The following is a 23,281-nucleotide window of genomic DNA, read 5'->3' on the forward strand; positions in this document are numbered from 1 at the left end:
CACGAAACTGGCTCAACCCTTGTAGAGGTCGGACAGGCCGTCGAAGAGCGGATTGCCGCGCTCGCCCTTGCCTAGCAGGCTCGCAAACCGGTCGAGGGCACTTTCTCCGCCTAGCTGTTCGAGGATCTGGCCAAGCAGGTGCGGAGCAATACCCGAGGTAGGGGCGGCGGTTTCAATAGTATCGCCGGGCTGCGTATGGGCGACGCCCAGGGCAGCAATGGCCTGCTCAACCTTCTCGGCCGGCAGACCCACGCGTTCGCTCAGCGCCCCAGCATCTACATTGGCGCCAATCTGCGAAAGGATTCCGTCGAAAATGCCCATCTGCTGCATCCGCCTGGAATTGAACAGGTACGCAACGCAACAAAAAACTGGCGGGTATCATATCGCCCCACGCTTAATAGAGATTATGCTTGAGCCGGCCTTTCTAACAAGCCCCTTCTGGGCTGATCGTCACGGCTTGCGGCGAAGCTCGTCGCGAATCTCAGTAAGGAGTTCGACTTCGCTGGGGCCGGCCGCTTCATCGGCGCGCCGCATCGCCTTGTTGGCGTAGCGGACCAACAGGAAGATGACGAAGGCGAGGATCAGGAAGTTGATGATTACCGTCACGAACTGACCCCAGCCGAGCACGGCCACGCCAGCCTCTTTGAGTGCGGCATAGCTGGTCGGATCACCCTTGAAGGATGCCGGGATTGGGCCAAGCAGCGTGAAGTAATTCGCAAAGTCGAGGCCACCAAAGATGGCGCCGACGATCGGCATGATGATGTCATCGGTCAGTGACGCAGTGATGGTTGCGAACGCCGCGCCGATGATAACGGCGACTGCCAGGTCGAGGACATTGCCCTTGGCGATGAAGGCTTTGAACTCGGAAAGCATGCAGGCCTCCTTCTGTAGTGGTCCGCTAAGGCGTAACTAGAAAGAACCAGTCGGCAAGCGGAAAGTTTGCTTGAGCTTTGCGCCAGCAGATGACAGGATTTTATCGATGCGCCGAGTCGGGAGGCCAATTCCGTGGCGCATTACGAGCGCGGCGATGGCCGAACCCTCCCCACCCCCAGGTCGTCGCCGCGCCGCGCCTTGGCGGTGAACTCAAGCTAATCTTTGACGGCTGAACGACTGTTTCGAAGGGTCGAAACGGCCCTGCGATTACGACTGAGGAGGGCGCCCTACTGCCGAAGCGCTGATGTCCGCAATGGGTCGATTACAGACCTTCCTCGAACGTCAGCAACGGGTGGAAAGCGGACATTTGGCTGATCCGCACTTTTCGCTATCACTGCGCCATGAAGAGTTCGCCGTGGGTGATTGGACTTGTCGCATTGACGATGTGCCTCGCGGGCTGCGACCTCTACTTCAGCAATCTTCAAATCGTGAACAAAGCCGACAGCCGAGTGGTTGGCCTGACAATTTCGGACGGTCGAAAGACATGGAAGCTCCGCGACTTGGACCGTGGCGAGCGGGTCACTTTCTCCGGCCATCTTTCGGGAGAAGGCGGACCCAACATTTCTTGGACCTGGCGCGGCAAGAGGTTCTCAGAGGACGGCTGCTACTACACCGGCGGCAGCCCAGCCAAAGGCACAATAACGATTGCTGGGGAGAAGCTACGCTATCGCTGCCAATGACGGGCAGTTCGCAAGGTCTGCTTTGGGTCGAAGTCAGACGTTCGCTGAATGTCGCGTTCAGGTGGAAAGCAGACGTTCACGGCACCAGTGTCGTGAACAGATAGACGGCAAAGATCACGAGATGGACTGCACCTTGGAGGACCGTGGTGCGGCCGGTGCCTAGGGATAAAGTGGAGACGATCAGAGTAAGGAAGAGCAGGACGCTGCTTTTCGCATCGAGTCCAAGGGCGATTGGCAAACTCGCCATCAACGACAGAGCTGCAACGGCGGGAATAGTCAGACCGATGGTCGCCAATGCGGAGCCCAATCCCAAGTTGAGGCTAGTCTGAAGGCGGTTCGCTAAAGCCGCCCGGACAGCAGCAACACTTTCCGGAAGCAGAACCAGTGCGGCGATAATCACGCCCACGATGGCTATGGGGGCTCCGGCAGCCCTGACCGCCTCTTCAATCGGAGGCGCGAGGGTCTTAGCCAGAAGCACGACTGCTCCCAAACAAACGAGCAGCAGAACCGCAGAGATTAGCGTTGCTCAATTGCTTGGCGGCGCAGCATGGACTTGCTCGTCTGCCACCACTGCCTTGTCTGGTAGGAAGTAGTCTCGGTGCCGGACAGTCTGAACGGCGATGAAGGTGGCATAGAGCAGGAATGAAACCACCGCCACGAAGCCCAGCTGGGACGGTGCGTAAACCGGCCCCGGCTGGCTCAGGGTGAAGTTGGGTAGAACCAACGTCAGCACGGTCAGCGCGCAGATTGTTGCAAGTGCCGCGCTTACGCCGGTTTGCTGGAAGACCTGCTCCTTGTGACGAATGGCACCTACAAGGATGCAGATGCCGACTAGTCCGTTCAAGATGATCATCACTGCGGCGAAGACCGTGTCCCGCGCCAATGTCGCGGCACTCTCCCCACCGGCAGCCATAAGGGTGATAATGAGGCCGAGTTCGATCACCGTAACTGCTATAGCAAGTAGGAAAGTGCCGAAGGGCTCACCCACGCGGTGCGCTACGAGCTCAGCATGGTGCACCGCCGATAAAACCGTCCCGATCAACGCAGCACCGAGGAGGATTGGCCACACGGTGGCGGCGGTGCTGGCGAAGAACATCAACCAAGCAATCACCGGGGCAAACCAGGTCCAATTAGCAAGTATCCGGCCCATGCTCCGCATCTAGGCCTCCTGCCTGCTCACGCAATGGCCGCAAACGGAGAGAATGTCTGCTTTGGGTCGTTTTCAGACCTTCACTCAATGTCTGCAAAGGGTGGTAAGCGGAAGTTCAATGGTTCTTCCCAATTGATTTACTAGAGGATGCGGTCGGCTGCGCGAGCAGCGAGATCGGCTACGGTTAAGGCCGGAGGAGCGGTTGCGGCGCCTGCGAAGGCGCACTACCACGCCCGACTGATCAAGGAAGGAAGCTTTGATGATGCCGGGTCGCTCGTTCGCTGTACTTGCAATGTTCACCGCGCTTCCGCTGGCCGCGTGCGGCGGTTCGGACCAGCCCTCGTCCAATCAGGCCGCAGAACCCGACACATCGGCCGCCGGCGGCGTCACGCGGGAAGCCGTCGTTCGCGAGGAAACGCCGGTCACGCCGATCGCGCCCGCGGCCGCCATCCAGAGCCAGCCGGGGCCCGACGGTAGCCAGGTCGACCTCATCAAGCTGGCGGTGACCGGGGATATTCTCACCGCCACGTTCCGCTGTTCCAGCCAGGACAAGATCAACACCGAAGCCTTCCGCGTCGACGGTATCAGCATCATCGACGATGCCACCTCGCAGCGAATCTCGATCCTGAAAGACAATGCCGGCGACTGGCTGGCGTCGAGCGTGAGCGGCAATTCGATGATGGTGAGCTGCGAAGTGAAGCCGGGCATCTTCTGGGCGAAGTTCCCGGCTCCACCGGCGACGAGCAAGACGGTGTCGATCAACCTGCCCAACACGGCGCCGTTTGACGGTGTACCGGTGACGCGGTGATCCGGACGCGCTGCGCCGCGGTCGCGGCCGGCTTGCTGACCGCTTGTTCGGGTGGCGGCGATGCCGGCAACACGCAGCAGGCGTCTGTCGGAAAGAGCGGGCCGGCCGCCGCTGCTGGTGAGCGAAGTGAGACGGCCACCGCCGTCGATCCGTCACGGGGTAGCGGGTTGAGGGCGCAGGTGAGCGACCTGACCGCGGAGGTCAGCGGCCTCAACACCCGCATGAGCGACATGGGGCTGGTGATCGACCTGCCGGCCGATGCCTTGTTCGATTTTGACAAGGCGACGCTGACTCCGGCTGCTGAGGCAGAATTGCGCAAGGCAGCCGAAGTGATCCGCAGAAGCCCTCCGGGCGACGTGCGGGTGATCGGCCACACGGACTCCAAGGGCGACAACGCCTATAATCTGAACCTGTCGCAAGCGAGGGCGCAGACCGTCCGCGATTGGTTCGGCGAGCAAGTTGGGGTTCGCCAGCGCCACTTCGAGGTCTCAGGACAGGGTGAAGCCGCCCCGGTTGCCCCTAACACCTTGGCCTCCGGCGAGGACAATCCCGCCGGGCGCAGAAAGAACCGTCGGGTGGAGGTAATCGTGCCGGCTTCAAGCTAGCATAGAGCTAGCGGCCTTCACTGACCACTAGGCCCCAGTTGCGGGCCGACAAACGTCCGCAATAGATCGCAGTCAGACATCGGATGAGTTTCGGCCGTGGGTTTATAGCTAAACTTCAGCCAATTCGAGTTAGCTAGGCGGGTTACTCCATCTCGCCGTAGCCGTTCTCGCAAAGCCATCGGCACATAGCTTCGGCAATCGCGTCCTTGTCTGTGCCTAGTGTCACACAGAAGAACTCACCGCCATGGTTTGGATCTAGGCTCGGCATCTCAAGACGCACCGCGCCGTTCTCGTCCGGGCCGGTGAAAACATAGGCGGGCTGCGCTTCAGCATCGTTATGCATGTCGCAAGCTAACACGTGACTGTGAGCAGCGGAACGTCCGCAGCTGGTGAATAGCAGACATTCACCAGCTCAAGCGGCTTTGGCTCACATTGTTTGCCTGAACCAGATGCGCTTTGTGATTGCCAAGCCAACCGCATCTTTCAAATCTGCCGAGCGGAAAGGTTTTTGCACCACGATGGCATCAAGCACCTCATCTCTAATATGCCGCTCATCGCCCGTGATAAACACAACGGGGATCGGCCTGTTTTCACAAATCGATCGAACAGCTTCAACGCCGCTTCCGTCGGTCAGGCGATCATCAGCCGTGACCAGGTCCGGGCAGCGTTCCGCCGCGAGCTTCACAGCGGCAGCCTCGCTCTCCGCAATGTCGAAAGATTGGTAGCCGAGGTCCCGTAAGCCATCCTGGATCAAATCCGCGATGAGAAATTCATCTTCGATAATTAGCGCGTGCATGAGCGTGCCTCACAAGCGACTCAGGAAGTCGCATCAGAAGTAGGTACGGGCCCGTCACGAACTAATCTAGGTGAATCTGAGAGTTGAACGCTCTACGTTTACTACAGGTGCTTAACTCGCTGCTCGGAAGCATTCGCGAGAAGGGGCACCTTGGCGAAGCGGCTTGGTTCATCCTCGTGCCCGGGCCGCTTCGTTTCAAGGTGCATCAGGCTTGCTGAAGAGCAGGTTAGAGAGGCGATTGGTCCTTCAGTTCGAGTGGCAACTTTTCAGCCGGCAACTTCCGCTTGAGGTGCTCTTTCACGATCCCCACGCTAAATGGCTTCGGTACGAAAGTCGTTGTGCCCGGCAGGTCATTGGCACTTAGGCCGACATGACCGCTAGCGAGAATGATCTCGATTGTTGGATATAGCCGGGTAACGCGTTCGGCGAGTTGAAGACCGTTCATTGTGCCCGGCATGTCGACATCGCTGAACAATAGTGTGACCTGACCCTCATGCTCGCAGATGACTTCCCACGCACCATCCCCACTTTCAGCTTGCAGGCATTCGAAACCGGCATCCTCAAGAATCTGGCAGGCGTCGAGCAGAACAAACGCATTATCGTCTACGACGAGCGCTCGTGGCTTGTTGGCACTTTCCACGACATCTCCCCTCCGTTCAAGGCTTTCTCCAACGAGGGGAGAGCAGGCAGCCTCAGAAACTCGACGCCCTAACTTGATAGCGGCAATTGACTGAGCGGCTTCGGAGGCGTTCCGCCGCCCCAGCCTTGCATTTCATCGATCCAACACTGAAGCTCTGCGGCATAAGCGGGCTTCAACCAGATGCTGGCTTCATCAAACGCGTCGTGAGCACCTTGGCGGTAAGCCCATCGTACGTCTGAGTTATTCCAGTCCATGCGGAGGAAAACAGGAGAGCTCAGGAAACGGTCCACGGCCTGTCAGATAAACTTTTGTTGGACATTTTTGTCACACGCGGCGGTGAAGCGTTGTCTCGGCACCAGCAACGTCCGCCATGGGTCGATCACAGACCTCCAGCGAACGTCACGTGTGGGTGGAAAGCGGAACTAGCTCTGGTGCACGATGCGGGGCATCTGTGCACGTAGAAGTGCGGCCTTTTCCTCAAGCTCTTCCGCCCACGCGATAAGCGTCTCGGAAGCAAAGCGATCAACCACATCGTTCGCCAAGTCTCGACATTTTGTCGCCTGTTCAAGCAGGTTCTCTTCGCTTTCCCCAATCATGTGACTTCTTGAGCAGCTGACGATCAAAAAAGGGCCCGGTCCGGGGGTCACCAAACCGGGCCAGTATTCGAGATGTTGTCCCGAGGGGCGTCCGCGGGACGCGACCTTAACTCATGTTATGAGCGACGGTTCCCTGCGAAGGGCTGCAGTGCACAAAATCGGACTTGAATGGACCTAGGAGCCCAAGATGCAGCGTCGCTCATTCACCATGTAGCCGACGGAAGGTGATGCGCTTTGTGAGTGCCACCCCAACAGCCTCTTTGAGGTCGTCAGTTCTGAATGGCTTGTCGACAATTATGGCGTCCGGGACGATCTTCACAATAGGTGTTTGATCTCCTGTTATAAAGACAACCGGTATCTGTCGGTTTTCGCAGATCGACCGAACAGCCCCGACGCCACTTCCGTCAGTCAACCGGCCGTCCGCCGTTATCAGTTCGGGACAGCGTTCCTCAGCAAGTGAAACGGCCTCGTCCTCATTCCTGGCTACATCGAAGCTGGTGTAGCCAAGGTCGCTCAATCCACCCTGGATAAGATCCGCGATAAGCCAGTCATCTTCAATGATCAGTGCGTGCACTTGGCGTCCTAGATACACGGCCGCCGAGGTGCGCCACGTGAGGAACTTACCTTAAGTTAGTTTCGCAGCAGTCGTGAGTCTCCGAGCAGACACACGGGCTTAAGCCCGTGGGTGAGACATTCACTCTCCACCTTCACCGTGGTGGCGGCCAGCGGAACGCCGTATCTCCCGATCAGCTTCATCAATGGCTTGAAGCAGCTCAGAGAAGCACCCCGTGTCTTCCACTGGCCACAAGCGGCTAAAGGCAGGATCCAGTAGCCCTACCTCTCGTCGCGTAAGTAGAGCGACAGCATAGATGCGATCGTCGTCCATCTAGCGACAACGCTAACTTAGATTAGTGGGCCAAGCGTCTCAGCGGCGTAGCACGAAGCCAGCTTTCCCAAACCTTTAGACCAGGCTCAAGGTAACGGCTCGACCACAGGGAGCCATGGTCGAGCCGGAGTTCCAAACTCACGTCGAGGGGGTCAACTACGTAAGTTCCAACAAAACTCACTAGCATCTAAGCAGTTCCAGGCCTTCGAACTTTGGCAGAAGTGGTTGCACGGGCGGAACAAAGAAGCTCTGTGCGGCGTATTTTAGCCTCACTCTAAGGGGATCCGTAATGAAGATTGTTCCTATTGCAGCACTCGGCTTTGCCCTTGCCTCCTTGGCAGCGTGCGGCAGCAACAACACGCCGCAGGAGCAGCAAGCTGACAACATCGAGGTGAACGCGGAGAGCACTGCAGATAACCTTGAGGAAGCTGCAGACGACGCTGCGAACGAAGCCACGGAAGACAACCTGGAGGACAAGGCGGACGCCACTCGGGCAGCAGGCGAGAAGGCCGCTGACGCCACCCGATCAGGCGCTGACCTGGACGGCAACAGCGCGGACTAATCTTGGAATGCCGAGCCACTCGCACGCATGTGGCTTGGAAGAAGGGGGCACTCGCTTCGGCGGGGGCTCCCTTCGTTCTAATAGGCGTCAAAGCTGACGCTCGTTGAATAGCCGCATTCGTTGGTAAGCAGCCGTTGAGGCGACGCCTGAATGCTGGCAGAATCGCAGTGCATGACTGTAATCACTGCACGATGCGTTGAACGAACAACGTACCCCTTAATCGCTTCGAGGCGCTCAGCCACCTGACGCGCCGAGACATTACCGACCTCCAGAAACTTGGCGGCCCCGTCGTCTCCAGGCAGCGCGGTGAGGTAATCTCGCGCGAAGGTCAGCCAGCCGAGGGGTTTCACCTTCTGCTCGACGGGTGGGTCTCTTCATCAGTACGTCTTCGGAATGGCAAACGCCTAATCCAGAAGCTGCACCTACCTGGCGACATGTTGGGCACCCCAAGTCTGACCCTGCCTTCAGCAGCGGATACATTGACGGCATTGACGGAAGGCAAGACCTCGTTTGTTTCAGAGGTCTCGCTGAGGAAGCTCTTTGCCTCAAATCCTAAACTTTCAGCCCTTTTCTTCATGGCAGCCCAACTCGAGCGGATCACCCTAATGGATGCGCTCGCAAGCGCTGGCCGAAGCAGCGCTCTTGAGAATATGGCGCACTTGCTGCTTGACCTGCACGGCAGGCTCGGCGCCCTCGGCGCGGTAAGCAACGACAGCTTCTACTTGCCCATCACACAAGAGATGATCGGCGACATACTTGGTATAACTGCGGTGCACGTGAACCGCGTTCTCCGGGAGATGAGCCGGGGCGGCCTTGTCAAATTTGAAGGCCGAACAATGTGCCTTCTAAACTTGCAGAAACTTCGGGCCCGATCCCCCTTGCCGATAAGGGTCCCGCGATCAAAACTCCCATGGCTGCCAGGCGCCAAAGCAGTCGCTTGAAGACGTCTACGCAGCAGAACAATGTCTGCCGCGTCTTACTCGGTTCCTGCAGTTCGCCAGCTGCCCGCCGAACGTCTGCTTTGGGTGGAAAGCGGACATTTGGCTGATCCGCACTTTTCGCTATCACTGCGCCATGAAGAGTTCGCCGTGGGCGATTGGACTGGTCGCATTGACGATGTGCCTCGCGGGCTGCGACCTCTATTTCAGCAATCTTCAAATCGTGAACAAAGCCGACAGCCGAGTGGTTGGCCTGACAATTTCGGACGGTCGAAAGACATGGAAGCTCCGCGACTTGGACCGTGGCGAGCGGGTCACTTTCTCCGGCCATCTTTCGGGAGAAGGCGGACCCAACATTTCTTGGACCTGGCGCGGCAGGAGGTTCTCAGAGGACGGCTGCTATTACACCAGCGGCAGCCCAGCCAAAGGCACAATAACGATTGCTGGGGAGAAGCTACGCTATCGCTGCCAATGACGGGCAGTTCGCAAGGTCTGCTTTGGGTCGAACTCGGACATCCGCCGAACGCCCTGTTAGGGTGGGAAGCGGACGTTCCAGCTTTGAGCCTTAACGAGGAACTCGGCCCCAAGCAGGAGGTCCGGTCCGTTGCACAGCAGACCTTCGGCGTTATCTATCGCCGCGCCAGCATCCGTTCCACAGCCTCTTGGCTGTGCGCCTCTCCGCACGGGACGGATACCTCGCGTTCGAGGCGCAGGCGAATGCTCTCAATCTCGTGGTCCGTAAGGTGCTCGATCCCAATGAACTCATTGCGCGCTCGACGGTCCGCTCGGATCATCTCATCAAGCTTTGCTTGTAGTGCTGCCGCGTCCCGATTTTGTGAGTTCTGAATAAGGAACACCATCAGGAAAGTGACGATGGTCGTCGCAGTGTTCACGACGAGCTGCCAGGTGTCAGACCAGTGGAACAGCGGCCCCGTTACAATCCAAAGTGCAATGAGGCCAACGGCCGCAACGAAGGAAATCGGCTGACCAGCCGCAGTCGCGGTGATTGTCGAAAACCTTGTAAAGAAACGCTCCATTGCCACTCCGTGTTGCCCTGGCTTCAAGCCGGGCTTTCAGCATAGCCCCACATTTGGTGAGGCAACTCAGGGGAATCCCTTAGATTTTCAGTGGTCAGAGCCGGCTAGCTGCTGGAGCTACGCCATCACTCTTGCTCGTCCTATCACCCTCTAGCACGGTGAGGCTCGTTCCGGTCGAGCCAGCCTTCAGAGAGTCCGGCGTCACTACAATCGTGGTTCCGGGTTGAAGGACGGAGGCCACAGCCTTCTTGAACGCTGGCGCTGCGGCGAACCGTTGCCACTCCTGCCGGGAGACCGCAGCATTCCCTTTTTCATCGCCAAGATCCAGGCGGACCCATTGTTGGCCGTGGTCGTCAATCGCCCGCAGGGCGTAGGCCCAAGTGCCTGTGACACCTCCGTTAACCTCGACGACCCCTGTTCCGATTGGGACTCCGCTCCGTAGCACGACGGCACGCCTGTCCGCGGCACTCACCACGATCGAAACCGGCCCGGATGGAGATCTTTCCGGATGCCAATCCAGCGTCTCGGCAGAGGCAGGCATTGGTCCTGCCATAGTAAGGTTCGGTGTCGGTGCAATCCGCGGAGTTGCCGCCTTGTCCGTTACGACGACTGTCATGCCTAGGCTGGTCACGCCGAAGAGAAGCTTCGCAAACTCTTGAGGAAGCCGGACGCAGCCGTGCGATGCGGGGAAGCCCGGCAGTTTGCCGGCATGTATCGCGACCCCGCGCCAAGTGAGTCTCTGCATGTAGGGCATGGGCGCGTTGTCGTAGGTGCTGGAATAATGCTCGACGTGCTTCTGAAGGATGGTGAAGACGCCAGTCGGGGTTCGGTAGCCGGGCTTGCCCGTCGAGACCGTCGATGCCGCGATTGGTATCCCGTTCCGAAAGAGCACCGCTCGCTGAGTTTTCACGTTTACGATCAAAAGTGTCGGGCCGGTCGGAGCGATCTCCGGTGCCCAGACGAATTCTCCGGGACGCAGTTTCGCAACGGCCTCCGCTACCGAGCCTGATGCGACCTTCACTTCCTGTGCGCCGACGGAAGGTCCATCAAGGATTGAGGTTGCACAGAAAAGCACGAGCAGCTTCTTCATCGTTGCGCCCTTATTCAGGCCTGTCGGGCGGGCATTCCTGCGGACAGGCCTCCTGTGCTCGGCCGGGGGGCTGAACGGGCGCCTCATTCGGAGACGGAAGAACACAAGGGTTCGGCTGTTCCGCCGGTATGCCGGTGGGCTCTTCAAACGGACGGTCGTCCGGTGAGTTCGATTGTTCGAACATCCTTTACACTCCTGAAGTGCGACCAAGTTGGCCGTTTATGGTTGAATCGGTGCCAATCTGTCAGAGCGGAGGCGGATGATCGCTACGCAAATCTCCGTAGCAAGAGGAAAAACGGTGTCAGTATCATTGCGTATTTAGAACCACGGGGCGCTCCGGCAGGTGCGGGGCATGAAATGGAATTCCATTCGCCTGGAACTAGCCAGGACGCCTGATTTTCCCAGTGGGTCAGTCAGCCGCGCCTTTCTCTTGCGACTACCGATCGACGAAAAGGGCATGGTCGACTGGGGCGAAGTATCTAAACAGCCATCGCGCGCGACCATCCGTCGTTTCTGGGCGTCAGAACCGGACCGGCGCGGCCGCATTCGCGCTGGACCTGACGGAGGGATTTTGAAAGACTCGCCCGGGGGCACCGCACCAATGTTCGATATGGCCCCGCAACCTTTGAAGTTGGGTGAGAAGGTCATGGTCACCGCCGCTGATGGAAGTGAACTTCCCTTCAAAGTCGCCTTCATTAAGCAGCTCGAGTGAAGTCGTCTGGGTGACCTTACTGGCTGCTAATGCTACTAAATGCGCCCATGGATCGAGCTGAAAATTCCGTGGACGATGGCGAGGCGCACCTGCGCTCGATCCTCGCCACCGTTCCCGACGCGATGGTGGTGATAGACGAGCGAGGTGGCATCCTTTCTTTCAGCGCAGCAGCAGAAAAGCTGTTCGGTTTCTCCGAAGCCGAAGTGCTCGGGGAAAACGTAGCTATGCTCATGCCATCGCCCGATCGGGAGCGTCACGACGGCTATCTCAAGCATTACCGGGCGACCGGCGAACGCAAGATCATAGGTATCGGCCGGGTAACAACGGCTCTTCACCGCGATGGCTATACGTTCCCCATCGAACTCTCGATCGGAGAGGCCTGGATCGGCGAGAAACGAATATTCACCGGCTTTATTCATGACATTACTCGCCGACAGAAGACCGAGCTGACGCTCCAAGATCTACAATCGGAACTCGCTCACGTTGGAAGGGTCAGTGAGATGGGAACGCTCGCCTCTTCCCTTGCCCACGAATTAAATCAGCCGCTCACGGCTATCGCCACATACTGCGAGGGCGCTCGCAGCCTGCTCTCCAGGCAGCCCGATGACGCGACTTTGGACATGGTGCGGGAAGCGCTCGACGATGCAGCACAGCAGGCCCTGCGGGCGGGCATGATTGTTAAGCGGCTCAGAGAATTCGTAAGCCGCGGGGACACGGAACGGCGAGCAGAGAACCTGCCGCGGCTGATAAGCGAAGCAAACGCTCTGGCGCTGGTGGGTTCGCGGGAATACGGGATTGAAGTTCAGGTCGAGCTCGACCCAGCTGCCGAGCAGGTATTCATTGATCGCATTCAAATCCAGCAGGTGCTGGTGAACCTCATTCGAAATGGGATGGATGCGATGATGGACAGCAAGGATCGCATGCTGCTCATTCGGTCCGACGCGGGGCCGGTCGGCTTTGTAACCGTCAGCGTTGAAGACAGCGGAACCGGCATCACCCACGAACTGGCAGACCAGTTGTTTCAGCCATTCGTAACCTCGAAGGAGAGCGGCATGGGCATCGGGCTCTCAATTTGCAGGACCATCGTGGAAGCGCATGGTGGACGCATCTGGTTTGAGCCCGCAGCTGACTGCGGCACAATATTTCAGTTCACGTTGCCGGTAGCAGGAGCAAGCCGATGAGCGATGAAGCGAAAGTGGTGCATCTCGTAGACGACGATGACGCGATCCGTCGCTCGGTTGGCTTTATGCTGAAAACATCAGGTTTTCGCGTCGTCAGCCACGAGTCCGGCGTGGATCTCTTGAAGGAAACAAGTCTCGAGACTGGCTGCATACTTCTCGACATTCGGATGCCAGGAATGGATGGCCTGGATGTGCAGCAGGCCCTGCTGGACAAGGGTGTGTCGCTTCCCGTCATCATCATGACTGGTCATGGCGACGTGAGTCTTGCAGTAAGGGCGATGAAGGCGGGCGCGACCGATTTCATCGAAAAACCGTTCGAAAAGTCCCTTTTGCTTGCCGCACTCGACCGTGCATTCAAGCGGATCGAGAAATCGGAAGTTTTGGCGAACCGCGCTCAGGACTCTCTGGTCAAGCTACAGGCTTTAACCGCCCGCGAGCGTGAGGTGCTGGACGGGCTCGCTCAGGGCCTGCCCAACAAAACCATCGCCTATGATCTTGGTATCAGCCCACGGACCGTGGAGATCCACAGATCGAATGTCATGTCGAAGCTTGAGGTGCGGAGCTTGTCGGAAGCGCTCCGCATCGCCTTTGCGGCTGAGGAAGCGAAGAACTGAACGGCGGTGAGATGCGGCATTCCGCACCCCACCGCTATGGGGTTAATGGGCAATGACCAGCGGCACCTGGCAGTCTTGCAGCACCGTCCGGGTTACGCCGCCGAACAGGAATTCGCCGATCCGAGTATGGCTGTAGCCGCCCATCACGAGGTAAGCGCCCATCCGCTGAGCCTGGCTCATGATGCAGCCTGCAACGTAGTCGTCTCCGCCGCCACTGCTGTTCGTGTTGACCGTCAGCTCGGCGTGGATGCCGTGACGCGAAAGATATTCCAGCAGCTGGGTTCCTGGGAACGCCTCAGAACGCTCCTGATCGACACGGAGGACACGCACCTCCGATGCGCCCTGAAGCAGTTTTAAGGAGGACCGAACTGCATCCGCCGCTTCCGAACTCCCGTCCCATGCAATCAACGCGGGCCCGGTCGGATCGAATGGAGAGCCTTTGCTGGACGGGATTAGTAAAGGGGTCCGAGACCTTTGGAGCAGGTCACCAAGGATGCCGATCGCCGGGCCGGCGAAGTCGGTTCTGTGGGGCTCACGACCAGTGATCACGATGTCGGCCAGAGAGGCGTGTTTAAGAATCTGAGCGACGACGTTTCCTGTGATCTCGACATAATCCCACGTCACGTCCTCGCCGCGCAACTTCTCCTCCACGCGCGCACGCAGCTGCTTTTCCGCATCTCCGAGCGCGTCGATGACGTCGTCCATGACGAAGATCCCGCCAAAGGTGTCGAACGCCACGTAGGCTTCGATAGGCGTGACATGGAGGCACCTGAGATGTCCCGACGATGCGCGGGCCAGGGAAAGTGCCGTTTCAAATCGCTCTTCGAGGGAGGTATCGTCCTGAACGTGAAGCAGAATGCATTTAACGGCGGGCTGCCGGGCGCTTTGTGCTGCGGCGGGCCGGTCGATGAGCATCTGAGTATCGCCTAGCATTGGCTTTCTCCTGTTTGTGCTGGGGACAGGCCGCCAGCATCGCGGACATTTTGAGCTTTTCGCTGAGACGTTGAATCAGGGTTTTCCCGTATCTTCCGATCACCGCGGCGCGCTCCCGACGAGATACGGGACTTCACCTATATGAAGTTGGGCGCCGGAGGTGCGAACAGGTCAACAGGTCTTGCGGAGACTCGCGATCCCCAGCCCGACACCTTCGCAAGACCCGGATCTCTCTTACGCGTCAGGATGGTTGGATGAAGGACAAGGCCGTCAGGATCCTGGACGAAAACAGGATTATGGCTCTCGCCACCGTCCGGCCCGATGGGTGGCCGCAGGCGACCATGGTGAGTTACGCGAACGATGAACTAGTTCTCTATTTCGTCGTGTCTCCCGAGAGCCAAAAGTTTAAGAACATTTGCTGGGACGACCGGGTCTCCATCGCCATTGGGCGAGACTTCCATCATCCCGGCAGTATCCGCGGCCTCTCGATCGCAGCTCGAGCTTCAGAGGTGCGCGATGCTGCGCAGCGGCGCCGAGCCATTGATCAAGTCATTATCCGACATCCGGCGCTCAAGCGCTTGCAGTTGGCCGATGGCACGGCCGTGATGCGCGCCGACTGCAGTATCATAAGCATCCTAGATTACGCGATGGGTTTTGGACACACCGATCTGCTCGCCGTCAAAAAGGATGAACTCACGCAATTGGATCCAGCGCGGGACGACGACTGGGGGTTTGGAAACACCCCGGCGCCGCTCAAAGACTTCTAGTCCGCTATGCTCGCAGCGGTAGTCGCATCGCTTCTGCTTCAGGTAGCGGCGCCTGCAGCGTCGCCAGAGGGTTTCTGGATGAACCCAGCCGGCACGGTTGTCGTGGAGGTCCGTCAATGCAGTAAGCGGCTTTACTGCGGTCGCGCACTATGGGCGTCTGACAAGGCGCTTGCCGATGCACGCCACGGCGGAACGCCCCAACTTGTCGGAACCGAATTGATGAGGAACTTTGCGCCTGCGGGAGATCGCCGTTGGAAGGGCAAGTTCTTCATTGCCGACCGCAATCAGACCACCTCGGGTGAAATCAAACTGCTAAACGCTGAGCAGCTCCGTGTCAGCGGCTGCGCTGTCGGTCGGTTACTGTGCAAGTCGCAGATTTGGACTCGCACGACGCGTCGGTGAGTTACAATCGGTTTAGGCTGATGATGAGGCCCGCCGACAATACGGCCATGCTGGCGGCCAGGGCGACGGCAGCCGACCGACCGCGACCGCGCGCATACACCAGGGTGACGCCGACTTTCACGGCCATATTGGCGAGAATGGTCCCCCGAGGGCTATGGCAGCAAGGGCCGGTGCGATTGCGTCAGGCTTCAAGCCACCCACGGTTACAATCGCGGCATCGACATCTACGCTGCCCATCAGCAGGATGAGGATCGCCAGGCCCTGATCGCCAAACCTGTGTTCGGCCCATCTGGCCGCGACAGCTGCGGCGGCGAGAAACAGAAGGAACCCAAGCGCCGGAACGATAGCGATTGGGTTCCCTGGAGGAGTGGGACCCTCCGACCTGCTCGCCGTCCGATAGAGCAAAACGCCTGCGAGCCAAGCGATCAGCAGCGCCGGGGCGACCAGCAATGCGAAGGGCAACAGCACCGAAGTTGCAAGCACCGCCACCAATATGAGGACGCGAAGATACATGACGGCGCTCGCAAGGGCGATCCCTGCCGGCTCTGTGCCGCCTGCCTGTCCTGACCCCAGCCGCTGTGCCAGTGACTGCGTCACGGCGGTCGAGCTGTAAGCGCCCCCTATAACCGCAGTCGCAACTGTCCCATGCCGCGCACCGAAGATCCGGTTGGCAATATAGCCGGCGAAGGAAAATCCGGTGACCAGAACCACCACGAGCCAAAGCTTCTGCGGATCCCAGGCCCCATATGGCCCATAGTCGCCGCTGGGCAGGAAGGGCAGCACTGCCGCGGCTATCACGGCGAACCGCGCAAGTGCCTTCACGTCCTCGGCGTCCAACTTGGCTATGAGGCGATGCACCTCTGCCTTCATCGCAAGCACCAGGGTGACGAGCGCCGCTGCGGCAATTGCCAGTGAAGGGGTGCCACTCCCCGCAATCATGCCGAGCCCGAGCGTCAGAAGAGCAGTAATTGCGCTCGTCGCATCGGGTTTGCCGTCCTCGCCGCTGCGACGGACGTAGCTAAACGCGATTATAAGGGCTGCAGCACCGATGATCGCTGCGGCCGCAAAGCCTTGTCCGACGTCGCCGAGAATACCGGCAAGGCCACCGAGCATGCCAAGCAAGGTAAAGGTGCGCACCCCGGCGACGCGGTGACCATCGGTAGCACCTTGAAGCCTCCACCCGCGCTCGATGCCGATCAGCAGGCCGGCACAGGTGGCAGTGGCGAGCCCAAGAGCTTGATCGCCCCAGTTCAAGCTCGCAGGCCCTTTTCTTGCACGTGCCGGAGATGCGCGTCGGCCGTCACTTCGTGCAGCGGCTTGCCCGAGGCCTCAAACGCCGCGATGTTCGCGATAGTCGTCTCAGCAATGGCCTGCATGGCCTCGCTCGTAAAGAATGCCTGGTGCCCGGTGATGAGCACGTTCGGAAAGGTGAGTAACCGCGCAAAGAGGTCGTCCCGGATGGCTTGGTCCGATAGATCCTCGAAGAAGAGGTCGCCTTCCTCCTCATAAACGTCGAGGCCGAGGTGCGCGATGGTCCCCGACTTCAAGCCCGCGACGATCGCCGTGGTGTCGACAACCGCGCCTCGGCTGGTGTTGATGAGCATGACGCCTCGCTTCATCCGTTCGATGGCTTGGCGATCGATCAGGTGGCGCGTTTCGGGCGTCAGCGGGCAATGCAACGTGATTACGTCCGAGGATGAAAGCAATTCGTTTAGCGGCACATATCTGCCGCCCAGCCCCTTCACGTCCTCGCTTTCAACTGGATCGAAAGCCAGCAACTGGCACCCGAAGCCGGCCATGATGCGCGCGAACACGGTGCCGATGCGACCGGTCCCGATAATGCCGATGGTGCGACCATGAAGATCGAAACCAAGTAGACCCTCCAAGGAGAAGTTCCCTTCTCGAACTCGGGCGTAGGCTCGGTGGATCTTCCGGTCCAAGGCAAGGATCAACGCAACCGTATGCTCGGCAATGGCATGAGGGGAGTAAGCCGGAACCCTAGCCACTGCGATCCCAAGTTCTGCAGCTGCTGCTAGATCTACATTGTTGAAGCCTGCGCCTCGGAGCGCGATCAAACGCGTTCCCTGCCTCGCGAGTATCTCGAGAATGTCGCGATCGACTTGATCATTGACGAAGGGGCACACGACTTCACTGCCGCGCGCCAGGGCCGCAGTGGAGGCATCCAGATGCGCTTCGAAGTAGCTGATGCGGTGAACTGCTCCAGCGATGACATTCGACTGATCGAGGAACTGTCGATCATAGCTTTTGGTGCTGAAAACGGAGACTTTCATGTGAACCTTAGCGCTGCGCGATGGCTGAATGCCGATCTGAATATTGGCGCAGCGAGGCCCGGCACGCACCACGGACTATTACTTATGTTGGCCCGTCCGGCGTTCGGTGAAAAAGGCCCAGGTGCGGAAGCGCACTTCGAACACGTCTGGGGCGGGCAAACAAATGAGCCGAATTCTAATCATCGACGGGCATCCCGATCCGAATATGGACCACTTCGTCCATGCGGCCGCCAGCGCCTATCAAGAGGGCGCAGAAACAGCGTTTCATAATGTTCGCCGGATCGATGTAGCCCGGCTTAACTTTCCAATTCTTCGGTCTCAGCGTGAATGGAACGATGCTCCTCCAGTCAGTGACATCAGAGAGGCGCAAGACGCCCTACAATGGGCCGAGCACGTCGCCATCTTCTATCCAATGTGGCTTGGCGACATTCCGGCCCTTCTTAAAGGCTTTCTCGAACAAGTAGCGCGTCCTACTTTCGCCTTTCGCTACCGCCACAATGGCTTTCCCGAAAAGCTACTGAAGGGCAGGTCGGCGCGTGTGGTGGTATCAATGGGGATGCCAGCTGCCTTCTACAGCCTCGTATATCGCGCTCACAGCCTTAAGAGCCTGAAGCGAAACATACTCGGCTTCGTTGGCTTCTCGCCGGTTCGCCAGGCAGTCATCGGCGCCGTTGAAGGCAGCCCCCACCACCGAGACCGATGGCTGAACAAGCTCCAGCGCTTGGGCGAGCAAGCACGATGATGCGCTCGTCAAATGCTGGCGTTCGTCTAACGAGTTTTGGCGGCGCTGGAACTGTGACAGGTTCCAAACACCTGCTTCAATCCGGCAAGCACCGATTGCTGATCGACTGCGGGCTTTTCCAGGGACGCAAGGAATTGCGTGAGCTCAACTGGCAGCCACTTCCGATTGATCCGTGTTCAATCGACGCGGTGGTTCTGACGCATGCTCACCTGGATCACACTGGCTATTTGCCTCGGCTGGTAAAGGACGGCTTCTCGGGACCGATCTTCGGGACACCTGCGTCGATTGACGTTGCTAAGCTGATCCTGCTCGACAGCGCCTTTCTTCAGGAGAAAGACGCCGAACTGGCCAACAAGTTCGGTTACAGCCGCCACGCTCCGGCTATGCCATTGTATCGGCGCATCGACGTCGAGAACTGCTTTGATTTGTTCAGGCCGCTGCCGATGCACAAGCGGGCGCCCCTTCCCGGCGGCGCGGACATCCTCTTCCGGCCGGCAGGTCACATTCTTGGGGCTGCCACAGCGGAGATCCGGACTGCTGGCAAGGCGATCCTGTTTTCCGGTGATCTGGGTCGCTTTGACGATCCGATGATGCCCGATCCGGAAATGGTATCACGGGCCGACATCGTAATCGTCGAATCTACATACGGCAGTCGTTTGCACGAGAAGGTGGATGCGCCAACTGCCATTCTCGACATCGTGGAGCGCACGGTGCGCCGCGGCGGAACGGTCATCGTGCCTGCCTTTGCGGTCGGAAGGGTTCAGTCGCTACTCTACTATTTCTGGCAGTTGAAAAAGGCCGGCCGGTTACCCTTGGTGCCGATCTACGTTGACAGCCCGATGGCAACGGATGCGACAAGCCTGCTTTTCGCACATCCGAGAGACCACCGGCTGGATGAAGAAGCCTGTCGGGACGTCTGCCGAGTGGCCACCTATGTCCCGGATGTCGACGGGTCCAAGGCGCTTTCCGGCAATCCGATGCCGAAGGTCATCATATCCGCAAGCGGAATGGCTACGGGCGGGCGCGTCCTGCATCACATCAAGGCCTTCGGCACCGACCCGCGGAGCACCATCCTCTTCTCAGGCTATCAGGCGGAGGGCACTCGCGGCCGGAAGATGATCGAAGGCGAACGGCAGGTGAAGATCCACGGCAGCTGGGTGGACATTCGGGCAGAAGTCACGGAGCTGTCGATGCTCTCGGCCCATGCTGATTCAGATGAAATTATGCGGTGGCTTGGAGGCTTTGAAGCACCACCTGAGCGACTCTTGATTGTTCATGGAGAGCCTGACTCCGCGCGTGCCCTTCAGGGGCGGGTTTCCAAGGAGCTCAATTGGAAGTGCGACGTCGTTGAGATGAACCAGCCGGTGGAACTTGGACGATAGAGGTAGGATCGCTTCTGCACGGAGCGAGCGGGGGAGTCGAAATGTTTGAAATAATCGAAAGTGCCCCGAACGTGCTGGCACTCAGAGTGTCGAACAAGATTACAGGCGCAGACCTCGACCGGATCATGGATGGCTTGGACGAAGCTATGTCCGCTGACGACAAGGTCCACGTCTTTGTCGAGACGCACGGAATTGACGGGATCGAACTCACAGGCCTCCCGAGCTACGTGGCGAGAGCGATGCCTCTGTTAGGCAAGCTGTCACAGTTCGGCAGGGTAGCGGTAGTTGCGGACCAAGCGTGGATACGGGCAGGCACCCGTATCGAGAGCGCCATGCTGCCCTTCATAAGCTATCGGACCTTCATGCCGGATGAGCGTGACAATGCGCTCGCGTGGGTGGAAGGCACAGCGAAGTAAGCCTTAAGGCGGGACTACGGACTATTCCGTAGTTCTAGGCTAGTGGTCGCCGCCTATCTGGCTCCTGGTCAGCGGTAACGCTGGAGATCTGGAGACAAACATGACCGAACCCTTCATCGACCTCAGCGTTCATCACCAGCCGAAGGGTGCTTCGGACCGAGTGGCTTACGCTTTCACCAAGCTTCTGCGTTGGACGGCGGATACTTTCTTTGCCGAGCGCTACGGCCATCGCGCAGTGGTTCTGGAGACAGTTGCGGCTGTTCCGGGCATGGTTGGTGCCACCATCAATCACCTGCACTGCCTCCGCCGTATGTGCGACGACAAGGGCTGGATCCGCACGCTGATGGACGAAGCGGAAAATGAGCGCATGCACCTGATGACCTTCATCGAGATCAGTAAGCCGACCATTTTCGAACGCGCAGTCATCATCGGCGTCCAATGGGTCTTCTACTGCTTCTTCTTCGCTTTATACCTGATCAGCTCCAAGACGGCGCACCGCGTAGTCGGCTACTTCGAGGAAGAAGCAGTGATCAGCTACACCCACTACCTCAAGGAGATCGACGAGGGCCGCTCGGACAATGTCCCGGCTCCAGCTATCGCCAAGCGCTACTGGGGTCTGCCTGGCGGTGCTACGCTGCGGGACGTGGTTCTGGTTGTTCGGGCCGACGAAGCTCATCACCGCGACGTCAATCATCAATTCGCCAACGAGCTTGCAGGGCTGCCGCAAGGGCAGGTGGCTCCTTGCCCGCACCACGTCGAACTTCAGCCCCAGTGGAAGAAGGCTGCTTAGGCCATCGAAAATCCGGCTCAAGCTTCGTGAAGCTTGGAAGAGTAGCCCCGCGAGAAGCAGTGCCTTCCGCGGGGCCTACTCGGCCGCTGTTGCAAGGGCGTCAGCAACCTCGCAATGTCCGCTTTGGGTCGAAAGCGGAAGTTCTGCTTTGCGGCGCTTTGGCTCGTAAGCTGAAGTTCACCATGGCTGAAGAGGCACGAAGCCAGCTTGACTCGCGGCTTACGTCTGCCTGAGACTTGGTGCCAATCTGAGGTGTAGCCTAATTTGACGTCCAACGATGCACTGAAAATCGTCAGGTTGGGGTTAGTTACTATGTTTTTTGACAATCGGCTACAGAAGTTTAAGATCCTATCCTGACAATGGGAGATCGGGTCATGAAGGGATACCGTTTCGGCTACACCCGTGTGAGTTCCGCTGACCAGAACCTCGATCGGCAGCTCGAAGGGATGGAGGTCGACAGGATTTTCTCTGAGAGAGCGTCGGGCAAGGACGTGGAGCGGCCTCAACTTGAGGCCATGCTTTCGTATGTTCGGGAAGGCGACACAGTTGTCGTGCACAGCATGGATAGGCTCGCGCGCAACCTTGATGACCTTCGTAAGCTGGTTCAATCCCTGACCGGCCGAGGAGTTCGAGTAGAGTTCATAAAAGAGCGCCTGGTTTTCAGCGGCGAGGACTCACCCATCGCTAACCTAATGCTTTCTGTAATGGGAGCTTTCGCCGAGTTCGAACGGGCGCTCATCCGCGAACGGCAGCTTGAAGGGATTGTTCTCGCTAAAAAGCGGGGCGCCTATCGAGGCCGGAAGCGGGCACTTTCCGATTCTCAAGTCCTTGAGTTGAGGCGGCGTCTAGACGGAGGCGAGTCGAAGTCAGCAGTAGCCCGTGACCTGGGAGTGAGCCGAGAGACCGTCTACCAATACCTTAAGGCTATAAGCACCCAGTCACTAGTGCTCGCCCAGTCTGGGTGATGTTTCTCGCGCACGCGCACGCGCAGGAGCCTCCGAAAAGGCGGCATGCGGCGCGTGCGTGCCATATCAGTTGGCACTCAGATATTCACTGCCGAGCACTATGAAAGCGGGTGACAACCGTGTCAGGGTTGAGGTCTGCCTTCTGCCCTCCTCTACAGGACTTCGACTGGAACTATTTAGGAAACCAAATAGGTAACGCCTGTGCCGGGGCGCCGCATTTTGGTCTGAGTTCAGACAAATAGCACACATCCGCGCCTAGACCGCGAAGCACCTTCTTTATCATAGTTTAAGCGGAAATTCTGCCAGGAAACCTATCGCTCCGGTCGAGCCTGCAGAGGATCGAGCGAACTGAAGGCACGCATGATTATCTCCGCCGCGCGCTTACTGGTGCTAGGTCGTTCAAGAACAAAACATGTAACCTCGGATAGCAGACTGGCTTCCTTCGGACTGAGGTCGGTGATCAGATGTCGAGCTTCTGCTCGCAACATGAGCATGAGCCGGTTGTGCATGGCACGGGTAGACTCAGCCCTTAGGTGAGGGCTTAGCTGAGGATCTTTGGCCGCGATCAACAATGCGCCAAGCACCTGAAAATCGGACTTGGGCCTCACCGCGTTAGATTCCTAAAGAAGGCTGCGTAACAGCCTCATGATCAAGTTCTCTCTTTGCCCTCGGCCCGCGCCTGCTAAGTTCTCGTCGGCCTCTTCGTGTTTCCACAAGCAATAACCTTGGTGGATCTCATACAGTTCATTGCACATCGCTTGTTCAAGCCCCTGGCCAGACATCAGCCTCTCCGTTCCTGCTAAGGACCTCTATGCTTTAGGCTAGGCGAAATCGGATGCTGCCGGCAGTGAGCACGCGATCAAGCGCTCGCAGATTGGGATAGCTCTGCGGCATCGGCGCTAGAGGCCAAGAGTAAGGACGTCATTGCTTCAAGTCAGCAATGGTGCACTGACGCGGGCGATAGATTGTGCCGCCGTTCTCGAGTTGAACCGTTTCGTAACCACAAGCGCCTCTCTTAGTCATCGCAGCAGCGGCCGCTTCGTTCTCGATACGAGCATTCTCATTCGCGATACGAGCATTGTGATTCACTTGGCCCTGAAGGGCACTGACATCGCTCGTGGACCGCTCGAGCTTCGACTTGATCTCCTCGACTCTGCTTTCCAGCTCCTCCACTTGCGCACGAACTTTCGCGGCGGCAGCCTCCGCGTGATCTTCTGCAATGTCCTCGGCCTCCGAATGTCGCACCGGAGGGTCGCACGACGTAAGAAGAACCGCAGCACTCAGCATCAACATCAGCCTCATCAAACCTCCCCGGCGAAGCAGCGACATAGTTGCACACGGTCGGTGAAAGCCGAAACTCGGCCC

The 23,281-nt window shown here is 58.6% G+C and carries 32 protein-coding genes; 16 read left to right on the forward strand and 16 right to left on the reverse strand.

Going from position 1 to position 23,281, the window contains the following annotated elements:
• Positions 1-12: 12 nt before the first annotated feature.
• Together G7077_RS06830 and mscL are read right to left on the reverse strand one after the other, a co-directional pair.
• Positions 13-321, reverse strand: coding sequence for a hypothetical protein (locus tag G7077_RS06830; protein ID WP_166411049.1), 309 nt, complete (start codon positions 319-321; stop codon positions 13-15).
• 129 nt (positions 322-450) lie between these two features.
• Positions 451-873 carry a large conductance mechanosensitive channel protein MscL gene (gene mscL / locus G7077_RS06835; RefSeq protein WP_166411050.1) on the reverse strand — a complete coding sequence of 141 codons (423 nt, stop codon included), beginning with the start codon at positions 871-873 and terminating at the stop codon, positions 451-453.
• A 401-nt stretch (positions 874-1,274) separates the two neighbouring features.
• On the opposite strand from mscL, the gene G7077_RS06840 reads away from it, so the two are divergent.
• A complete protein-coding gene (locus tag G7077_RS06840) occupies positions 1,275-1,613 on the forward strand; it encodes a hypothetical protein (protein WP_166411051.1) in 339 nt (112 codons plus the stop codon).
• A 76-nt stretch (positions 1,614-1,689) separates the two neighbouring features.
• On the opposite strand, the gene G7077_RS14110 is transcribed toward G7077_RS06840, so the two are convergent.
• Positions 1,690-2,091, reverse strand: coding sequence for a calcium:cation antiporter (locus tag G7077_RS14110; protein WP_246167090.1), 402 nt, complete (start codon positions 2,089-2,091; stop codon positions 1,690-1,692).
• A gap of 48 nt (positions 2,092-2,139) precedes the next feature.
• On the reverse strand, positions 2,140-2,772 hold the full coding sequence (locus G7077_RS14115; protein WP_246167091.1) for a calcium:cation antiporter: 633 nt from the start codon (positions 2,770-2,772) through the stop codon (positions 2,140-2,142).
• Positions 2,773-3,022: 250 nt separating this feature from the next.
• Between G7077_RS14115 and G7077_RS06850 the strand changes: the two genes are divergently transcribed.
• Both G7077_RS06850 and G7077_RS06855 read left to right on the forward strand, forming a co-directional pair.
• Positions 3,023-3,571 (forward strand): hypothetical protein, encoded by a 549-nt coding sequence (locus tag G7077_RS06850; RefSeq protein ID WP_166411052.1) that lies wholly within the window; start codon positions 3,023-3,025, stop codon positions 3,569-3,571.
• Positions 3,568-4,176, forward strand: a complete 609-nt coding sequence (locus G7077_RS06855) for an OmpA family protein (RefSeq protein ID WP_166411053.1) — start codon at positions 3,568-3,570, stop codon at positions 4,174-4,176. The genes G7077_RS06850 and G7077_RS06855 overlap by 4 nt, the downstream gene beginning before the upstream one ends.
• 142 nt (positions 4,177-4,318) lie before the next feature.
• Here G7077_RS06855 and G7077_RS06860 read toward each other — a convergent pair whose 3' ends face one another.
• The 5 genes from G7077_RS06860 to G7077_RS06880 all read right to left on the reverse strand — a co-directional run bounded on the left by G7077_RS06860 (position 4,319) and on the right by G7077_RS06880 (position 6,782).
• A complete protein-coding gene (locus G7077_RS06860) occupies positions 4,319-4,519 on the reverse strand; it encodes a hypothetical protein (RefSeq protein ID WP_166411054.1) in 201 nt (66 codons plus the stop codon).
• Between the two features lie 84 nt (positions 4,520-4,603).
• Positions 4,604-4,972, reverse strand: a complete 369-nt coding sequence (locus tag G7077_RS06865) for a response regulator (protein ID WP_166411055.1) — start codon at positions 4,970-4,972, stop codon at positions 4,604-4,606.
• A gap of 226 nt (positions 4,973-5,198) precedes the next feature.
• Entirely contained in the window at positions 5,199-5,612 is a 414-nt protein-coding gene (locus tag G7077_RS06870; protein ID WP_166411056.1) for a response regulator, read from the reverse strand.
• A 422-nt stretch (positions 5,613-6,034) separates the two neighbouring features.
• On the reverse strand, positions 6,035-6,208 hold the full coding sequence (locus G7077_RS06875) for a hypothetical protein (protein WP_166411057.1): 174 nt from the start codon (positions 6,206-6,208) through the stop codon (positions 6,035-6,037).
• A gap of 199 nt (positions 6,209-6,407) precedes the next feature.
• On the reverse strand, positions 6,408-6,782 hold the full coding sequence (locus tag G7077_RS06880) for a response regulator (RefSeq protein ID WP_166411058.1): 375 nt from the start codon (positions 6,780-6,782) through the stop codon (positions 6,408-6,410).
• Between the two features lie 601 nt (positions 6,783-7,383).
• Between G7077_RS06880 and G7077_RS06885 the strand changes: the two genes are divergently transcribed.
• Positions 7,384-7,656, forward strand: a complete 273-nt coding sequence (locus G7077_RS06885) for a hypothetical protein (RefSeq protein ID WP_166411059.1) — start codon at positions 7,384-7,386, stop codon at positions 7,654-7,656.
• A gap of 77 nt (positions 7,657-7,733) precedes the next feature.
• Here the strand turns inward: G7077_RS06885 and G7077_RS06890 are convergent, their stop codons facing one another.
• Positions 7,734-8,006: a hypothetical protein gene (locus tag G7077_RS06890; RefSeq protein ID WP_166411060.1), complete on the reverse strand. Its 273-nt coding sequence runs from the start codon at positions 8,004-8,006 to the stop codon at positions 7,734-7,736.
• A gap of 3 nt (positions 8,007-8,009) precedes the next feature.
• Between G7077_RS06890 and G7077_RS06895 the strand changes: the two genes are divergently transcribed.
• On the forward strand, positions 8,010-8,597 hold the full coding sequence (locus G7077_RS06895; protein ID WP_246167511.1) for a Crp/Fnr family transcriptional regulator: 588 nt from the start codon (positions 8,010-8,012) through the stop codon (positions 8,595-8,597).
• Positions 8,598-8,730: 133 nt separating this feature from the next.
• A complete protein-coding gene (locus tag G7077_RS06900; RefSeq protein ID WP_166411061.1) occupies positions 8,731-9,069 on the forward strand; it encodes a hypothetical protein in 339 nt (112 codons plus the stop codon).
• Between the two features lie 154 nt (positions 9,070-9,223).
• On the opposite strand, the gene G7077_RS06905 is transcribed toward G7077_RS06900, so the two are convergent.
• Both G7077_RS06905 and G7077_RS06910 read right to left on the reverse strand, forming a co-directional pair.
• A complete protein-coding gene (locus tag G7077_RS06905; protein WP_166411062.1) occupies positions 9,224-9,631 on the reverse strand; it encodes a low affinity iron permease family protein in 408 nt (135 codons plus the stop codon).
• A gap of 94 nt (positions 9,632-9,725) precedes the next feature.
• Positions 9,726-10,721 carry a L,D-transpeptidase family protein gene (locus G7077_RS06910; protein WP_166411063.1) on the reverse strand — a complete coding sequence of 332 codons (996 nt, stop codon included), beginning with the start codon at positions 10,719-10,721 and terminating at the stop codon, positions 9,726-9,728.
• A 352-nt stretch (positions 10,722-11,073) separates the two neighbouring features.
• Between G7077_RS06910 and G7077_RS06915 the strand changes: the two genes are divergently transcribed.
• The 3 genes from G7077_RS06915 (at position 11,074) to G7077_RS06925 (ending at position 13,228) form a co-directional block, all read left to right on the forward strand.
• A complete protein-coding gene (locus G7077_RS06915; RefSeq protein WP_166411064.1) occupies positions 11,074-11,433 on the forward strand; it encodes a hypothetical protein in 360 nt (119 codons plus the stop codon).
• Between the two features lie 68 nt (positions 11,434-11,501).
• Positions 11,502-12,614 (forward strand): sensor histidine kinase, encoded by a 1,113-nt coding sequence (locus G7077_RS06920; RefSeq protein ID WP_246167092.1) that lies wholly within the window; start codon positions 11,502-11,504, stop codon positions 12,612-12,614.
• A complete protein-coding gene (locus G7077_RS06925; protein ID WP_166411066.1) occupies positions 12,611-13,228 on the forward strand; it encodes a response regulator transcription factor in 618 nt (205 codons plus the stop codon). Before G7077_RS06920 ends, G7077_RS06925 begins: the two co-directional genes overlap by 4 nt.
• Positions 13,229-13,270: 42 nt before the next feature.
• On the opposite strand, the gene G7077_RS06930 is transcribed toward G7077_RS06925, so the two are convergent.
• Complete coding sequence (locus G7077_RS06930) at positions 13,271-14,161, reverse strand: universal stress protein (protein WP_166411067.1); 891 nt, start codon at positions 14,159-14,161, stop codon at positions 13,271-13,273.
• 254 nt (positions 14,162-14,415) lie between these two features.
• Between G7077_RS06930 and G7077_RS06935 the strand changes: the two genes are divergently transcribed.
• Together G7077_RS06935 and G7077_RS14510 are read left to right on the forward strand one after the other, a co-directional pair.
• Positions 14,416-14,928 (forward strand): pyridoxamine 5'-phosphate oxidase family protein, encoded by a 513-nt coding sequence (locus G7077_RS06935; RefSeq protein WP_166411068.1) that lies wholly within the window; start codon positions 14,416-14,418, stop codon positions 14,926-14,928.
• A gap of 78 nt (positions 14,929-15,006) precedes the next feature.
• Positions 15,007-15,330: a DUF2147 domain-containing protein gene (locus G7077_RS14510; RefSeq protein WP_166411069.1), complete on the forward strand. Its 324-nt coding sequence runs from the start codon at positions 15,007-15,009 to the stop codon at positions 15,328-15,330.
• 117 nt (positions 15,331-15,447) lie between these two features.
• Here G7077_RS14510 and G7077_RS06945 read toward each other — a convergent pair whose 3' ends face one another.
• Positions 15,448-16,584 (reverse strand): MgtC/SapB family protein, encoded by a 1,137-nt coding sequence (locus tag G7077_RS06945; protein WP_166411070.1) that lies wholly within the window; start codon positions 16,582-16,584, stop codon positions 15,448-15,450.
• Positions 16,581-17,621, reverse strand: a complete 1,041-nt coding sequence (locus G7077_RS06950; protein WP_166412378.1) for a 2-hydroxyacid dehydrogenase — start codon at positions 17,619-17,621, stop codon at positions 16,581-16,583. Before G7077_RS06950 ends, G7077_RS06945 begins: the two co-directional genes overlap by 4 nt.
• A gap of 163 nt (positions 17,622-17,784) precedes the next feature.
• On the opposite strand from G7077_RS06950, the gene G7077_RS06955 reads away from it, so the two are divergent.
• From G7077_RS06955 to G7077_RS06975, 5 genes are all read left to right on the forward strand, one after another.
• Positions 17,785-18,363, forward strand: coding sequence for an NAD(P)H-dependent oxidoreductase (locus G7077_RS06955; RefSeq protein WP_166411071.1), 579 nt, complete (start codon positions 17,785-17,787; stop codon positions 18,361-18,363).
• Positions 18,364-18,416: 53 nt separating this feature from the next.
• Entirely contained in the window at positions 18,417-19,745 is a 1,329-nt protein-coding gene (locus G7077_RS06960; RefSeq protein ID WP_246167093.1) for an MBL fold metallo-hydrolase RNA specificity domain-containing protein, read from the forward strand.
• A gap of 41 nt (positions 19,746-19,786) precedes the next feature.
• Positions 19,787-20,161 (forward strand): SpoIIAA family protein, encoded by a 375-nt coding sequence (locus G7077_RS06965; RefSeq protein ID WP_166411072.1) that lies wholly within the window; start codon positions 19,787-19,789, stop codon positions 20,159-20,161.
• 100 nt (positions 20,162-20,261) lie between these two features.
• Positions 20,262-20,951 carry an alternative oxidase gene (locus G7077_RS06970; RefSeq protein ID WP_166411073.1) on the forward strand — a complete coding sequence of 230 codons (690 nt, stop codon included), beginning with the start codon at positions 20,262-20,264 and terminating at the stop codon, positions 20,949-20,951.
• 374 nt (positions 20,952-21,325) lie between these two features.
• Positions 21,326-21,916, forward strand: a complete 591-nt coding sequence (locus tag G7077_RS06975; RefSeq protein WP_166411074.1) for a recombinase family protein — start codon at positions 21,326-21,328, stop codon at positions 21,914-21,916.
• A 921-nt stretch (positions 21,917-22,837) separates the two neighbouring features.
• Here the strand turns inward: G7077_RS06975 and G7077_RS06980 are convergent.
• Positions 22,838-23,218: a hypothetical protein gene (locus tag G7077_RS06980; protein ID WP_166411075.1), complete on the reverse strand. Its 381-nt coding sequence runs from the start codon at positions 23,216-23,218 to the stop codon at positions 22,838-22,840.
• Between the last annotated feature and the right edge of the window lie 63 nt (positions 23,219-23,281).

It is taken from the genome of Sphingomonas piscis (assembly GCF_011300455.1).
GTDB lineage: Bacteria > Pseudomonadota > Alphaproteobacteria > Sphingomonadales > Sphingomonadaceae > Sphingomicrobium > Sphingomicrobium piscis.

Excerpts from the sequence above, each read along its gene's own strand:
- G7077_RS06885 (WP_166411059.1), top strand. The coding sequence starts at position 7,384 with ATGAAGATTGTTCCTATTGCAGCACTCGGCTTTGCCCTTGCCTCCTTG.
- G7077_RS06900 (WP_166411061.1), top strand. The coding sequence starts at position 8,731 with ATGAAGAGTTCGCCGTGGGCGATTGGACTGGTCGCATTGACGATGTGC.
- G7077_RS06840 (WP_166411051.1), top strand. The coding sequence starts at position 1,275 with ATGAAGAGTTCGCCGTGGGTGATTGGACTTGTCGCATTGACGATGTGC.
- G7077_RS06875 (WP_166411057.1), bottom strand. The coding sequence starts at position 6,208 with ATGATTGGGGAAAGCGAAGAGAACCTGCTTGAACAGGCGACAAAATGT.
- mscL (WP_166411050.1), bottom strand. The coding sequence starts at position 873 with ATGCTTTCCGAGTTCAAAGCCTTCATCGCCAAGGGCAATGTCCTCGAC.
- G7077_RS06975 (WP_166411074.1), top strand. The coding sequence starts at position 21,326 with ATGAAGGGATACCGTTTCGGCTACACCCGTGTGAGTTCCGCTGACCAG.
- G7077_RS06830 (WP_166411049.1), bottom strand. The coding sequence starts at position 321 with ATGGGCATTTTCGACGGAATCCTTTCGCAGATTGGCGCCAATGTAGAT.
- G7077_RS06910 (WP_166411063.1), bottom strand. The coding sequence starts at position 10,721 with ATGAAGAAGCTGCTCGTGCTTTTCTGTGCAACCTCAATCCTTGATGGA.
- G7077_RS14510 (WP_166411069.1), top strand. The coding sequence starts at position 15,007 with ATGAACCCAGCCGGCACGGTTGTCGTGGAGGTCCGTCAATGCAGTAAG.
- G7077_RS14115 (WP_246167091.1), bottom strand. The coding sequence starts at position 2,772 with ATGCGGAGCATGGGCCGGATACTTGCTAATTGGACCTGGTTTGCCCCG.
- G7077_RS06930 (WP_166411067.1), bottom strand. The coding sequence starts at position 14,161 with ATGCTAGGCGATACTCAGATGCTCATCGACCGGCCCGCCGCAGCACAA.
- G7077_RS06980 (WP_166411075.1), bottom strand. The coding sequence starts at position 23,218 with ATGAGGCTGATGTTGATGCTGAGTGCTGCGGTTCTTCTTACGTCGTGC.
- G7077_RS06860 (WP_166411054.1), bottom strand. The coding sequence starts at position 4,519 with ATGCATAACGATGCTGAAGCGCAGCCCGCCTATGTTTTCACCGGCCCG.
- G7077_RS06865 (WP_166411055.1), bottom strand. The coding sequence starts at position 4,972 with ATGCACGCGCTAATTATCGAAGATGAATTTCTCATCGCGGATTTGATC.
- G7077_RS06850 (WP_166411052.1), top strand. The coding sequence starts at position 3,023 with ATGATGCCGGGTCGCTCGTTCGCTGTACTTGCAATGTTCACCGCGCTT.
- G7077_RS06970 (WP_166411073.1), top strand. The coding sequence starts at position 20,262 with ATGACCGAACCCTTCATCGACCTCAGCGTTCATCACCAGCCGAAGGGT.
- G7077_RS06915 (WP_166411064.1), top strand. The coding sequence starts at position 11,074 with ATGAAATGGAATTCCATTCGCCTGGAACTAGCCAGGACGCCTGATTTT.
- G7077_RS06950 (WP_166412378.1), bottom strand. The coding sequence starts at position 17,621 with ATGAAAGTCTCCGTTTTCAGCACCAAAAGCTATGATCGACAGTTCCTC.
- G7077_RS06935 (WP_166411068.1), top strand. The coding sequence starts at position 14,416 with ATGAAGGACAAGGCCGTCAGGATCCTGGACGAAAACAGGATTATGGCT.
- G7077_RS06965 (WP_166411072.1), top strand. The coding sequence starts at position 19,787 with ATGTTTGAAATAATCGAAAGTGCCCCGAACGTGCTGGCACTCAGAGTG.
- G7077_RS06955 (WP_166411071.1), top strand. The coding sequence starts at position 17,785 with ATGAGCCGAATTCTAATCATCGACGGGCATCCCGATCCGAATATGGAC.
- G7077_RS06905 (WP_166411062.1), bottom strand. The coding sequence starts at position 9,631 with ATGGAGCGTTTCTTTACAAGGTTTTCGACAATCACCGCGACTGCGGCT.
- G7077_RS06925 (WP_166411066.1), top strand. The coding sequence starts at position 12,611 with ATGAGCGATGAAGCGAAAGTGGTGCATCTCGTAGACGACGATGACGCG.